Below are 13238 nucleotides of genomic sequence, written 5' to 3' on the forward strand. Positions count from 1 at the left end.
CGGGAGGGAGCGGCCGATGAGCTGATGGCAGGGCAGACGTTCAGGCAGCCGTAACGCCCTCGGCGGCGCGGTGTTCCAGGACCGCCGTCCCGTCGAGCTGCCCGCCGATGAGTGCTTCGCGGGCGGCGAGGACTTCCTCGGGCCGCTCCCGGAAGTACTGCACGGTACGAGTGAGCCCGTCCCTGTCGGTGATGACCGGGCTCCAGCCGAGCACCTTCTGAGCCCGCGTGATCACCGGACGGCGCCGAGTGGGGTCGTCGGCAGGGAGCGGGTGGTACTCGACGGTGCGCTCGGCGCCGGTCAGCTGGAACACCAGTTCGGCGAGGTCGGCCACTGTCCGCTCACTGGGGTTACCCAGATTGACAGGGCCCTGCTCGGTGGAGTCGATCATCGCAACGATGCCGCGGACCAGATCGTCGACGTAGCAGAAACTGCGCGTCTGCGAGCCGTCGCCGTACACCGTGAGCGGATCGCCATTCAGTGCCTGAGCGATGAAACTGGTCACCACGCGGCCGTCGTGGGGTCGCATCCGGGGCCCGTATGTGTTGAAGATACGGAGGATTCCGGTGTTGACGCCGAGGGCACTCCGATATGCGCTGGTCAATGCCTCGGCGAATCGCTTCGCTTCGTCATAGATGCTGCGCGGGCCCACCGGATTCACATTGCCCCAGTAGTCCTCGGGCTGCGGATGAACCAGGGGGTCGCCATAGACCTCACTCGTGGAGGCGAGTACGAAACGGGCGCCGGCGCGGCGCGCGAGCATCAGTCGCTGCGGGCCCAGCTCGCCGATCTCGCGACGCGCTACGGCAAGGACGTGCTGGTCGTCGAGACGGCATACCCTTGGCTGCTGCCTTCCGGGGACGGGAGGCAGTACTACGTGACACGCGCCGACCAGTTGCCCGATTCCGCGCTCTTTCCGGCGACGTCCCAAGGGCAGGTGCCTACTTCGAGGCGCTCCGGACAGCGGTCCGGCAGGTTCCGGGACGTCGCGGTCTCGGCTTCCTGGCGTGGGAACCTGCGTGGCTGCCCGGAGTCGACCGGGACGGCGGCAGCGAGGGGGACCCCTACGGCAACCTCACCATGTTCGACTGGAACGGCGCCGGGTTCCCGTCTCTGGCGGCGTTCCGGCCTGTCTCAGTCCCGCGCCGATGACAACCACGTCCAGCGGGCCGTCCGCGCCCGCGTGCCCGGCGGCCGGATCGAGCTCAAAGGGCGTGGCCGTCACCCTCTCCGATCCGGTTGCGCAGTACTCCGAGGCCTTCGACCTCCAACTCGACGACGTCGCCGGGCCGGAGCCACCGCCCGTCACCGTGTTCGAGGATGCATCCGGTGCCGACCGTCCCCGACCCGATGATGTCTCCGGGCCGGAGCCTGGTGTTCTCGGCAGCGCGTGCCATCATGGTCTCCCATGAGTGGTAGAGCTCGGACAGATTCCCCCGGGAGCGCTCCTCGCCGTTGACGCGGGCCACCATCTCGCCGTGCGCACCGTCGAATTCCTCGGGTGTCACGAGAAAAGGGCCGATACTTGTGGCGAAGTCCTTGCCCTTTGCCGGGCCGAGCCCGACGCGGGTCTCCTTTCGCTGGAGATCCCGGGCCGACCAGTCGTTCATTACGGTGAAACCGCCGATCCCGCCGCCCTCTTTGATGACGGCCGCCACTTCCAGCTCGTAGTCCAGCATCACGGTTCCGGAGGGGTAAGGAATTTCCGCGTCAGGGCCGTAGATCGCGGCGGGATTGGAAAAGTAGAAGACCGGAATCTCGTACCACTCGTCGGGCACCGCCGCGCCATGCAGGGCGCGGGCGGTCGCCACGTGCCGCTCGAACGCGAAGAAGTCGCGGACGGCGGGCGGCTCGGGGACCGGGGCCAGCAGCTCGACGTCGTCCAGCGGGAACCGGGGGCCGTCGGCCACCTGCCCGGATACGGCGAGGACCGCCTGGAGGCTCGGCGCCTCCAGGCGCACGACCTGGTCCCCCTCGACACGCCCGGGCGTGGCATCCGCCGGTCCGCTGCCCTTCGGTTTGAATGTGCACAGGCGCACGGGGACCTCCGTCGCGGGCCGTGTCCTGGACCGGGACTCAGAACTGCGGGCCACGATACGGGACAGATTTTCCTTATTCTGGGACCATACGGGAGGTTGACGGCCGCGTCCCCGCGACGCGTCGCCGTCGCCCACACCAAGCAGGCCACCGGCAAGGTCCTCTTTTCCCCTCCCGACCGGCTGATTCGCATTCCGACCGGTCCCGCAGTTGTCAGGCCGGGATACGTGCCACGACGGTGAAGAGGGTGAAAGAGGCCAGGAAAGGACCTTGTGAAAGCGACGCGAACCAACGGCGCCCACGACCCTCGTCCATGTCGCCGGATTCGATGGCCCGTCGCGTGTTGCGCCCCAGACCGGGGATCTGGTCGGCGACCTCAATGCCCCGGAAGACCGGGGTCGTGGTCACAATGGCGTCGACGGTGAACCCGGCCTCCTCGGCCAGACGTGGCAGCCGCCTGCCGATGGTCGCGTTTCGAACGGCCCTGGTGGTGGTGTATCGGGTGAATGCCCGGCTGGTGTCAACGTCGTCGGAGTCGACTATCAGGGTGTCCCAGTCAGGTTCGGCAAGACCGATCACGGCACCCGGGCGGCCGGCCCGGCGCAGCTCGGCGAGAACTCCGGCGGGATCCGGCACGTGCATCAGGACACGGTCGACGCGTGCCCGGTCGACACTGTGATCCTCCACGGGTAGGGAGCCGGCGTCGCCGCTACGCACCTGGACCCGAGGGCGATCGGCCATGCGCCGCGCTTCGGCGAGCATCGCCGGATCCCGGTCGACTCCGATGACGGACCGGTTTCGCCAACGCCGACGGCCAGATCGCCGAGGTCGGTCCCGGGGCCGCATCCCACATCCAGAGCGGTGTGACCCGGCTTCAGGCCGAGCATTTCGAGCAGGCGCTTCTTGTAGGCGCGGCCGGCCTCCGCAGCCGCCGCCTGGTCCATGCAAGCGATCCGATCGGGCGCGCCGACGCCGGGTTCACCAGTCATGACACCCAGCCAAGCACATGCCGGGATTCGGCCTCCAGGGCTTGTCAGTCCCGGAGTTCGGCGGGGAGTCCGGCCGCGGGCACATTCTGATACGCGACCGGCCGCTGGAAGCGCTGGATCGCCGCTGTGCCGACCGAGGTGGTGGTCGGTGCTGTCGTCGCCGGCCAGGGACCGCCGTGCTGCTGGGCGTCGCTCACCGTGACTCCGGTGGGCCACTCGTTCCAGATGACCCGGCCGGCGTGTTCCGAGAGCAGGTCGAGGACGCGGGCGCCGTCGGCGTCGAGGTCACGGCCGCCGTGCACCGAGCCGGTGAGGCTGCCGGGGTAGCCGTCCAGCACCTCGGCCACCTCGTCCAGTGAGTCGTAGCCCACGACGAGTGAGGCAGGGCCGAAGACTTCGGTGGTGACGAGGGACGGGTCTTCCAGCACCGCCTTCACGGTGGTCCGCAGCAGTACCGAGTCCGGTTCCTGACCGGGGCTCTCGATACGTGCGGCGACCTCGACGCCGGGGCGGGAGGCAATTTCGCCGAGGGCGCGCAGGTAACCCGCCTCGATACGGTCGTTGAGCATCGGCCCGGCCGGGGCGGCGGGGACGGCCGTCAGGAAGGCGTCGGCGTCGGGGACGAAAATAACTCCGGGCTGCGTACAGAACTGTCCCGAGCCCAGGGTGTACGACGCGGCGAAGCCCTTCGCGATCTCCGGACCGCGTTCGGTCCATCCTGCGGGAGTGACGACGACCGGATTGGTCGCGCCGAGCTCACCGTAGAAAGGTATGGGGTCGGGGCGCCCGGTGGCCAGGTCGAACAGGACGCGCCCGCCGTGCGTGGAGCCGGTGAAGCCGACCGCCTTGACCCGCGGGTCCTGGACGGCATCGGTTCCCGCCTGCTCGCCCTCGATGAGGCCGAAAAGCCCTTGGGGGGCCCCGGCTTCGGTGAGTGCCGCAGTGACCACACGGGCCGTCAGGCGGGACAGTTCGGGGTGTCCGGGGTGGGCCTTGACCACTACGGGGCAGCCTGCGGCCAGCGCGCTCACCGAGTCGCCCCCGGCGACGCTGAAGGCGAAGGGGAAATTGCTGGCCGCGAAGACCAGCACCGGGCCGATCGGCACTTGGGTGCGGCGGATGTCGGGCCGCGCTCCCATCGGCCACTGCTGGTCGGCGTGGTCGATGCGAGCGTCGGTCAGGTCGCCGGAGGCGAGCCGGTCGGCGAAGAGCCGGGCCTGGAAGGTCGTGCGAGCCAGTTCGCCGGTGAGACGCCCCACGGGGAGGTGGGACTCCTCGCGGGCGACGGGCAGCAGCGTGTCCGCGGCGGAGTCGAGTGCGTCGGCGAGGGCGCGCAGCCAGCGGGCCCGGTCGGCTGCCGGCGTGAGTCGCGCCGGGCGGACGGCGGAGTGTGCGGCGGCCAGGGCTGCCTCTGGGGTGGCGGGGATGGGCGCGGTGAATCTCGGTGTGTTCACGCGGGGCTTCCAGTTCGGACGGGTCAGGTGACGATCGCATGGGACGCCATGTCGGCGAGGGTCCACTCCTCGACCTCGACGAGGTGGAGTGCGGCGGCCTCCTGCGCGGCCCCTACGTCGCGGCGTGCCATGGCGTCGAGGATTTCCAGATGGCGTCGGGTCGAGCCCGCGAGCCGGTGCCGGCCGGTGGCGCCGAGCACCCGCAGCCAGTACACGAAGGGCTCGACGGACTCGCGGGCCGAGATGAGCCGGCTGTTGCCCGTGACGGCGACGATCTCGCCGTGGATGCGGGTGTCGCTGATGAAGAAGGGCTCGAAGTCGCCATGCTCAGCGGAGTCCAGAGCCGCGACCGCCTCGGCCCGCAGGTCCGCGATCCGCTCCAGGGGCATCGCCTCGGCGGCGACTCCCGTCGCCAGCCATTCGAGGCCCTTGCGCAATTGGCAGACCTCGTGCACATCGTGCCGGGTGGGCCGGGTGACGAAGGTACCCGAGCGGGGCCGCGTCTCGACGAGCCGGTCGTGTTCCAGGCGTGCCAGCGTGTCGCGCACCGGAGTGCGTGAGACGCCGAACTCCTTGGCGATCGACTGCGGGTCGAGACGCGAGCCCGGGGCGTAGACGCCGGTGGTGATGCGCTCGCACAGGATGCCGTACAGCTGGCCGGCGATCGACTCGATGACGAGGGAGGGCCGGTGACTGGCCTGGGTGGGCGAGGTGGTCATGACCGCTCCTCCGTGGTCTTCACATCTAGTGGATCAGATTAGCCTTTTGGAGCGCTTCCCGGATCCGTTCCCGTTCGGCTTCGGTCGCGGGAGCGAACGGACGGCGTGGCAGCCCCGGTGAGCGGCCCTGCAGCTCCAGGGCAGCCTTCAGCGTGGCCGGCAGGTTGGGTGCGTCGATGGCACGCCATACGGTGAGAATGCGCTCGTGGAGCTCCAGGGCCTTCGCGTGGTCACCGGACTGCACCGCCTCCCAGAGCTCGACGCTGAGCCGGGGGGTGACCGTCGGGATCGCGGCGAGAGCGCCGTGCGCGCCCATGACGAACGCGGGGTAGTGCAGGTCGTCCAGCGCGGCGAGGATGGTGAACCGGTCGCGTACCCGGTGCAGCAGATCTGCCAGTAGGTGGATGTCGCCGCCCGACTGCTTGACGGCCACGACCTGCGGCACATCGCGCAGCAACTCGATGGTGGCGATCGGTACCAGGGCCCAGGGCACGACGTTGTAGAGGACGATCGGCAGGTCGGTCGCCTCGCCGATCTCCCGGTAGTGAGCGACCGTCTCCTCGGGCGATGGCGCGAAAACATAGTGCACCGGAGTCACCTGGAGCGCGTCGACTCCGGCCTCCTTGAGCGCCAGGGAATAACGCTTCGCCTGGGCGGTCGAGTTCTGGATGACGCCGCCGATGACCGGCACCCGGCCCGCGACCTCGTCGACGACGACCTCGCAGATCGCGACGCTCTCCTCCAGGGAGAGGGTGTGTCCCTCGCCGGTGCTGCCGCAGGCGCAGATCGCGGTCACCCCCTGGTCGAGAAGGTACTTCACCTCCCCGCGAAGAAGGTCCAGATCCACCGCGTCGTTCTCGTCGAACGGCGTGACGACCGTGGAGATCATCCCCGCGAGCCGAATCTCCTTCATCAGATTCTCCTGAGTGTTGCTGAGTCCACATCACGGATGTAATGTCTGATGCATCAGATGCTAGCACGTGGGTTCCGCTACAGAAGCGTCTCCGCAGAGCCGCAATCGCAATGGAGCGAGCATGTCAGAATCGGCCACCGCGCCCGCCTCACCGGCCGGGTCGCTGCGCAAAGTCGTCACCGCCAGCGCGTTGGGCACCACCGTCGAGTACTACGACTTCACTCTGTACGCGACCACGGCCGCACTCGTGTTCGACAAGGTTTTCTTCCCCAACGCCTCGCCGCTGATCGGTACTCTCGCGGCCTTCGCCACGTACTTCGTCGGCTACGCGGCCCGCCCGCTCGGCGGCGTCATCTTCGGCCACTTCGGCGACCGACTCGGCCGCAAGAACGTCCTCATCGTCACCATGCTGATGATGGGACTGGGCACGTTCGCAGTCGGCCTGCTGCCCTCCTACAGCAGCATCGGAATCGCCGCCCCCCTGCTGCTTGTGCTGATCCGGCTGGTGCAGGGACTGGGCATGGGCGGTGAGTACGGCGGCGGCCTGCTGATGGCGCTGGAGTACAGCCCCCGCGAGAGGCAGGGCTTTTTCACCTCTCTGGTCCACATCGGTACGCCTGCCGGAGTCCTGATTCCGGTGAGTCTGGTAGCGGTGCTGGACGCGGTGCTGCCGTCCTCCGCGTACGCCGGCTGGGCCTGGCGGCTGCCGTTCCTCGCGAGCATCCTGCTGGTCGGGGTCGGCGTCTACATGCGTCTGCATGTCACCGAGAGCCCCGAGTTCGTCAGAATGCGGGCCCAGCGCGAGGTGCAGAGCCTCCCGGTACGCGACGTGTTCACCCAGCGGCCGGGAACAGTGGTGCTGTCGGTCCTCGCGAAGATCGCGGAAAGCGGCCTGTTCAACATCTACTACGTCGTGGCCATCACCTACGTCACGACCGAGCTGAACCTCGACAAGCGACCTGTGCTGATCGCCGTCCTCATCGCCTGCGCGGTCGAATGCTGCACACTGCCGTACTTCGGTGCGCTCTCCGACCGCATCGGCCGGCGCAAGGTCTACATCGCCGGTGCACTCTTCCAGGTCGTCCTCGCCGTGCCGTTCTTCCTGCTCATGCAGACAGGCAGCTTTTGGGGGTACGTGGTCGGCATGACGCTCGGACTCGGACTCGGTCACGGCGCGATGTACGGCGCGCAAGGCGCGCTGTTCGCCAACCTCTACCCCGTCAATGTCCGCTACACCGGTCTGTCCGTCACCCAGCAGATCGGCGCGACGCTCGGCGGCGGCCTTTCGCCCCTCATCGGCGCCGCTCTGCTCACCGCGGGGCACGGCCACTGGGGATGGCTGGCCGTCTACTGCGTCGCCGTGGCCCTCGTCTCCAGTCTCGCGGCCTCCCGGCTGCGGAACGGAGAACGGCAGCCGGACCCATCCGCTCCGCAGGAGCAGGCCGTCTCTTCCCGGCCCTCCGAAAGGACCTCCGCGCCGTGAACCATTTCTTCCTCCCCGAAGCCGAACCCGTCGACGTGTCCCTGCGCGGATTCGCGCGTGCCCATTCCGGCCTGGTCGAACTGCACGAAAACCCCCTCTTCGTCACGGCGGCCGACAGCCACCCCGGCCGGCGGGTCGGAATCGTCTCCGGCGGCGGATCCGGCCACGAACCGATGCACGCCGGATTCGTGGGCCGCGGCATGCTCGACGCCGCGGTCCCCGGGCGGATCTTCGCCTCTCCGCACAACCGGCAGGTGTACGAGGCCAGCCGTGCGGTCGCCCGGGACGAGGGCGTCCTGCACATCGTCAAGAACTACACCGGCGACCGGATCAACTTCGGCATCGCCGCCGAACGGCTGCGGGCCGACGGCATCGAGGTACGCCGAGTCCTCGTGGACGACGACCTCGCGACCGAGAGCGACCAAACGGCGACCGGACGCCGTGGCACGGGCGCCACCGTGATCATCGAGAAGCTGCTCGGCGGCGCCGCTGACACCGGCCTGGGCCTCGGGGAACTCGCCGAGGCCGGGGGGGCGTTCCGCCGCGCGTCCCGCAGCATCGCCGTCGCCGGCCGCGCCCAGACCTCACCGTCCAGGGGCGGGGAGGCATTCGCCCTCGGCGACGAGGAGGTCGAATACGGCGTAGGAATCCACGGCGAGCGAGCCGCCGAAACGATCACCAGGCCGCCGTTCGAGGAACTGACCGAGCGCATGACCGCGCAGGTTCTCGCCGCACTGCCCGACACCGGCGACGGAGTCATCCTCCTCGTCAACGGCCTGGGCGCCACCACCCTGCTGGAGCTCTACGCCGTGTACGAGCAGGTCTGCGAAGTACTGGAGAAGCGCGGTGTACGCGTGGCGGGGCAGCTCGTCGGCACCTACGTTCCCGCGCTGGACATGAGCGGCTTCTCCCTCACCATGACGGCGGTGCAGCCCGACTGGCTCGCGTGGTGGCAGGCGCCGTCGCGCACGCCTGCCTTCCCTTCCCTTCCCTTCCCTGGAGCTGACCGATGACGATCGACCAGGCGCAGCTGCTGCGCACCTACGCCGAAGCCGCCGACACCGCCCACCAAGCGCTGACCGCGCTCGACCAGATCTCCGGCGACGGTGATTTCGGGGACAACCTGCGTGAGGGCCTCCGCTGGACCGTCGCCGCACTGGACGCGCGCCCCCAGGAGCCGGCCATGGCAGTGGCCGGCTCGGTCTTCCTCGACAAGGTCGGCGGCACCAGCGGCCCCCTGATCGGCCTGCTCCTCAGCGCGATCAGCCGTGCCCTCACCGACGCGTCCGACGAGCGCGAGGGCTGGGCGACCGGCGTGCGCGAGGGTCTCGCGGCGATCCAGCGGGTCGGGGAGGCCGAACCGGGCGACCGCACCATGGTCGACGCGTTGGTGCCGGCCCGTGACGCCCTCGACGCGGGAGCGTCGTACGCGGACGGCGCCCGGGCCGCGCTCGCCGGGGCGGCCGCGACGGCGGACATCCGCGCTCGCCGGGGCCGCGCGTCCTACGTGGGCGATCGCGCCCTCGGGACACCGGACCCCGGCGCCACCGGCATCGCACTCCTCTTCTGGGCCCTGGCCCGGGTGGCCGAGCCGGACTCCGGGCTCGGCGAGGTCAACGAGCTGGTACCGGTACCGGGAAAGGCGGGCTGAAAAGCCCTCAGACCAGTTCGGGGCGGTGCCACTGCTCGCCCAGCACGTGGTGTGCCAGGAAGCCCAGCACCGTGGCGTACCACAGGCGGACGTTGTTCGGTTTGAGGATCCAGTGTCCCTCGTCGGGGAAATACAGGAACTTCGCCGGGACCTCGAACCGCGCCAGGTCGTTCCAGAGAGCCAGGGCCTCGCCGATCGGTACCCGGTAGTCCTTGTCGCCGTGGATCACCAGCATCGGTGTGGTGATCTTCGCGGCCCGCAGGTGCGGGGACTCGCGCTCGTACCGCTCGGTGCGCACCAGCGGGTCGCCCTGCCGCCGCATCCAGTAGGCCGGGACATCGGTGACCCCCGCGAAGCTGTACATGTTCCACAGGCTCGCGTGGGTGACGATCGCTTTGAAGCGGTCGGTCCGGGTGGCGATCCAGTTGGCCATGTAGCCGCCGTACGAGCCGCCCATCATCGCCGTGCGCTCACTGTCCAGGTCGTCCCGCCGCAGCGCGGCGTCGGTCAGCGCCATCACGTCCTGGTACGGCGCTCCGCCCCAGTGTGCCCAGCCGCGCTCGTGCATCCGCTGCCCGTAGCCGGTGGACAGCGCGGGATCCGGCAGCACAACCGCATAGCCGGCGGCCGCGGCCACCCAGGGATTCCAACGCCAGTGCCAGGAGTTCCAGCTGCCCTGCGGGCCGCCGTGCACCCACAGCAGCACAGGCGCGGGGGTCGCGGCGGAGGCCTCGCGCGGCAGCACCAGCCAGGCGCGCAGCGCCGTCCCGTCCTCGGCGGTCGTGTGCACCTCGGTGAGGCTGCCGGGCAACTCGCCCACCTGCCCGGGGCACGGCAGCGGCACCGGCTGCCGGCCGGGCGCCGCGGCGTCGAGGCGTACGGGGGCCGGCGGGCTGTCCACGGCCGAGCGCAACGCGTACAGGGTGCGGCCGTCCGGGGCCACGACCACGTCGGAGTACGCGCCGGACGCGGTGAGCCTCACCACCTCGCCGCTGCCGGTGGAGAGCCGGAAGACCGGCGCGTGCCCGGCTTCATCGGCGGTGAAGTAGACCACCGGCGTGCCGTCCCCGCCGGGCACCGGGGAGACGACCGGGGCGCCCGGCCAGTGGTCGAAACCGGGCAGCAGGTCGCGTCCGGGGTCCTGGTCGTCCATGGCGTCCGCCAGCCACAGCGTGACGTCACCAGGAGCGTCCCAGGTGATCCGCCCCTCGCGGGTGCAGACCAGATGCCGGCCGTCCGGAGCGAAGGCCGGAGCGCCGAACTCGGCGTCGGGGGACTCCAGCACCCGCAGTTGCCTGCCCGTGGCGGCGTCTGCCACCACGATGGCGGCGCGGATCTCGTCGGGGAGCGTACCCACGGCCGCCGCGTAGGCGATCAGCGAGCCGTCGGGGGAGAGCGCGATCCCCTCGTAGGCGGCGACCCGGCGCTCCCCGCAGTCCACCACGGCGGACTGCCCGGCGGCGGCGTCCGGAACGGTGAACACCCTCGGGAGGCCGGGACCGAGGTCGTGGTCCCAGAACCGCGCCGGCACCGACTCGTGCAGGATCGCCGAGACCTTGGCCTTCTGCCGGGCCTCGCGCAGTCGCGCGTCCTGCTCGGCGTCTGCCGCGCCGGGCAGCAGGGCGGCCGCCAGGGCGATCCGGGATGCCCCGGACGCGGTCGCGTACTCGTCGATCCCGCCGGGCCTGGTAAGCAGCTGCGATGCCTCGCCGCCGCCCGCCGGCAGGCTCCACAGTGCTGCTTCCCGCTTGTCGTCCTCGCCCTCACCGGGGTCGGCGACCGGGCGGGAGGAGAGGAAGAGCAGGGTGCCGTCGGGCAGGAACCCGGGGGCGGACTCGCCGCGCCCGGAGCGGGTGAGCCGCCGGGCCGGACGCTCCCCGGACGGATCGACGTCCCACAGGGCGCCGATGAACGTGGTGTGGTCGGTGGAGAGTTCCTGAACCACCGTCACCAGACGGGTTCCGTCGGGTGACAGGGCCAGCGAGGAGACTCGGGGCAACGCGACGAACGCCGCCAGGTCGTGGAAGGCAGTGGAATCGGGCATGGGGATCATCCTGGGTCCCGGAGCGGTCACGTACCAGCCCTTTCCGGCAGCCGCTTCCTCTCCGGCCCCCGGCTCCGCCGACCGCCGACCCGCCATCGCCGGCGAAAGGCGGGTTTGTCGGGGTCGGGCCCGGAGGCTACAGTCCGCGCGTGACCAGCCATCAGAAGGGCTCCCCCAACTCTCATTGCTCCTCGTGCGGCCTCGCCTTCCCGCCCGACCCCGGCTGGCCCCGCACCTGCGCCGTCTGCGGTGCCACCGCCTACCGCAATCCGCTGCCGGTGGCGATCGCCCTGCTGCCCGTACGCGAGGACACCGGCACCGGCCTGCTGGTGATCCGCCGCTCGATCGAACCGCGGCGCGGCCTGCTAGCCCTGCCCGGCGGGTTCATCGACTACGGCGAGACCTGGCAGCAGGCCGTCGTCCGGGAACTCGCCGAGGAGACCGGCCTCACCGCGGCCGCCGGCGATGTCCAGCTCGCCGACGCCCTCACCGACACCGACGGCGGTCATCTGCTGCTGTTCGGACTGCTGCCCGAACGCACCGCCGAAGAACTGCCGCCCTTCTTCCCGACCGACGAGACGGACGTCCGGGGCGTCCTGGCCGCTCCCGCCGAACTGGCCTTCCCCCTGCACACCGAGGCGGCCGGCCGCTGGTTCGCCGGCGACTACCCCGCGATCCCGCGGGACAGGCCCTAGGCCGTGTCCGGCTGGTCATGGGCGGGCAAGGCGTCGTCCGGTGCGGTACATCGCAAGGCGCCGGAACGCTTGCACAGTGGCTCTATTCGGGCCCGGACGCGCTGGGGGCACCTCCTGGGGGCACCTCCCGGCCGAAGGCTGGGGGAGGCTGCTCGCGCCCGCTGCGGAGAAAGGGCCGTTCATGATCGGCCGGACACGGCCCGGTCCTTGAGCCCGGGGAGCACACGCTCGGCGAAAAGGTGAAGGCTGCGCCACCCCTCCTCAACCGGCATGCCGCCGCACAGCGGGTGCAGGACCAGGCTCGCCCGGTCGCCCGCCGCCTCGGCGAGGGCCAGGCACGTCTGCGGGGTGATGATCCGGTAGATGCCTTCGCGCCGCAGGTCAGCCACGGACGCGGCCCCGGAGCGGACGGCGGACCGGATGTCGGCGGACTGCCAGGGGCGTATGTACGGGCCTCGTGCAGCAGGTGGTGGCCGTACGAGGCCCAGGCACGGTCCGGGTCCTCGGCGAGATGCAGCAGCGGAACGGGGCCCGGCGGCATCAGGCACCAGCCGTCGGTGCCGTACTCCGCGCGGCGCGCGTGGTAGTACGCCTCCAGCTCCGGCAGATGGGCGCTGGGGAAGAACGGCAGACCGAGCCGCGCGGCCCGGCGGGCGGCCGCCCGTGAGCTGCCGCCGACCAGCAGCAGGGGATGCGGCCTGCTGTACGGGCGCGGGGTCACCCGGACCGTGCGGCCGCGGTACGGGAACGGCTCGCCGGTCCAGGCGGACAGCAGCGTCTGGAGGATCTCGTCCTGCAGCGCCCCCCGGTTCCGCCAGTCCACGCCTTGCGCGGCGTACTCCTCCGGCCGGTAGCCGATCCCGGCGACCGTGACCAGACGGCCGCCACCGGTCAGGTCGAGCACCGCGATGTCCTCGGCGAGCCGCAACGGGTCGTACAGCGGCCCGATCAGCGCTGAGACGGTGACCGCGATCCGCCGGGTGGCACCGAGGACCGCACCGGCGAAGACCAGCGGCGAGGGCAGCCATCCATCGGGGGAGCCGTGGTGCTCCTCGGTCTGGATGGTGGTGACCCCGTGGTCGTCGGCGTACGCGGCCATCTCGACCGCCGTCCGGTAGCGGCCGGAGAGGGCCCCGGGCGTATCGCCGGGGCCGGGGTCGACGAGGTTGAGGCGGACAACGGTGGCAGGCATGGCGCGGACGGTAGGCGCGGCACTGGAAAGAGTCCATAGCCGGAACCGCTGTAGTCGTGCG

The 13238-nt window shown here is 70.6% G+C and carries 10 protein-coding genes and 3 pseudogenes; 5 read left to right on the top strand and 8 right to left on the bottom strand.

The features are described from left to right. Nucleotides 1-40 precede the first annotated feature (40 nt). Nucleotides 41-790, bottom strand: a pseudogene (locus FCI23_RS24300) (NAD-dependent epimerase/dehydratase family protein); the annotation flags it as partial. Between FCI23_RS24300 and FCI23_RS63855 the strand changes: the two are divergent. Continuing rightward, nucleotides 689-1152, top strand: a pseudogene (locus tag FCI23_RS63855) (glycosyl hydrolase 53 family protein). The pseudogenes FCI23_RS24300 and FCI23_RS63855 overlap by 102 nt on opposite strands. A gap of 53 nt (nt 1153-1205) precedes the next feature. Here the strand turns inward: FCI23_RS63855 and FCI23_RS24310 are convergent. The 5 genes from FCI23_RS24310 to FCI23_RS24330 form a co-directional block, all read right to left on the bottom strand. Then, the gene (locus FCI23_RS24310) at nt 1206-2039 is read right to left on the bottom strand and encodes a fumarylacetoacetate hydrolase family protein (protein ID WP_211265460.1); all 834 of its coding nucleotides are present in this window, start codon (nt 2037-2039) and stop codon (nt 1206-1208) included. Nucleotides 2040-2250: 211 nt separating this feature from the next. Next, nucleotides 2251-2883: a methyltransferase domain-containing protein gene (locus FCI23_RS24315; RefSeq protein WP_322973888.1), complete on the bottom strand. Its 633-nt coding sequence runs from the start codon at nt 2881-2883 to the stop codon at nt 2251-2253. A 187-nt stretch (nt 2884-3070) separates the two neighbouring features. Then, nucleotides 3071-4480, bottom strand: a complete 1410-nt coding sequence (locus FCI23_RS24320) for an aldehyde dehydrogenase (NADP(+)) (RefSeq protein WP_136726048.1) — start codon at nt 4478-4480, stop codon at nt 3071-3073. Between the two features lie 23 nt (nt 4481-4503). Continuing rightward, entirely contained in the window at nt 4504-5199 is a 696-nt protein-coding gene (locus tag FCI23_RS24325) for a GntR family transcriptional regulator (RefSeq protein ID WP_246143938.1), read from the bottom strand. Between the two features lie 25 nt (nt 5200-5224). After that, a complete protein-coding gene (locus FCI23_RS24330) occupies nt 5225-6112 on the bottom strand; it encodes a dihydrodipicolinate synthase family protein (protein WP_136726049.1) in 888 nt (295 codons plus the stop codon). A 121-nt stretch (nt 6113-6233) separates the two neighbouring features. On the opposite strand from FCI23_RS24330, the gene FCI23_RS24335 reads away from it, so the two are divergent. The 3 genes from FCI23_RS24335 to FCI23_RS24345 are packed head-to-tail and all read left to right on the top strand — an operon-like array spanning nt 6234 to nt 9246. After that, nucleotides 6234-7595, top strand: coding sequence for an MFS transporter (locus FCI23_RS24335; protein WP_136726050.1), 1362 nt, complete (start codon nt 6234-6236; stop codon nt 7593-7595). Next, nucleotides 7592-8608 carry a dihydroxyacetone kinase subunit DhaK gene (locus FCI23_RS24340; RefSeq protein ID WP_136726051.1) on the top strand — a complete coding sequence of 339 codons (1017 nt, stop codon included), beginning with the start codon at nt 7592-7594 and terminating at the stop codon, nt 8606-8608. Before FCI23_RS24335 ends, FCI23_RS24340 begins: the two co-directional genes overlap by 4 nt. Next, a complete protein-coding gene (locus FCI23_RS24345; RefSeq protein ID WP_136726052.1) occupies nt 8605-9246 on the top strand; it encodes a DAK2 domain-containing protein in 642 nt (213 codons plus the stop codon). Before FCI23_RS24340 ends, FCI23_RS24345 begins: the two co-directional genes overlap by 4 nt. A 7-nt stretch (nt 9247-9253) precedes the next feature. On the opposite strand, the gene FCI23_RS24350 is transcribed toward FCI23_RS24345, so the two are convergent. Further along, nucleotides 9254-11290 carry a S9 family peptidase gene (locus FCI23_RS24350; RefSeq protein ID WP_211265461.1) on the bottom strand — a complete coding sequence of 679 codons (2037 nt, stop codon included), beginning with the start codon at nt 11288-11290 and terminating at the stop codon, nt 9254-9256. Nucleotides 11291-11439: 149 nt separating this feature from the next. Here FCI23_RS24350 and FCI23_RS24355 point away from each other — a divergent pair, with 149 nt between their 5' ends. Further along, nucleotides 11440-11985, top strand: coding sequence for an NUDIX domain-containing protein (locus tag FCI23_RS24355; protein ID WP_136726053.1), 546 nt, complete (start codon nt 11440-11442; stop codon nt 11983-11985). 179 nt (nt 11986-12164) lie between these two features. Here the strand turns inward: FCI23_RS24355 and FCI23_RS24360 are convergent. Further along, nucleotides 12165-13177 (bottom strand): annotated as a pseudogene (locus FCI23_RS24360) (LLM class flavin-dependent oxidoreductase). Nucleotides 13178-13238 lie beyond the last annotated feature (61 nt).

This window comes from Actinacidiphila oryziradicis (genome assembly GCF_005047355.1).
In the GTDB taxonomy this organism is placed as follows: Bacteria; Actinomycetota; Actinomycetes; order Streptomycetales; family Streptomycetaceae; genus Actinacidiphila; species Actinacidiphila oryziradicis.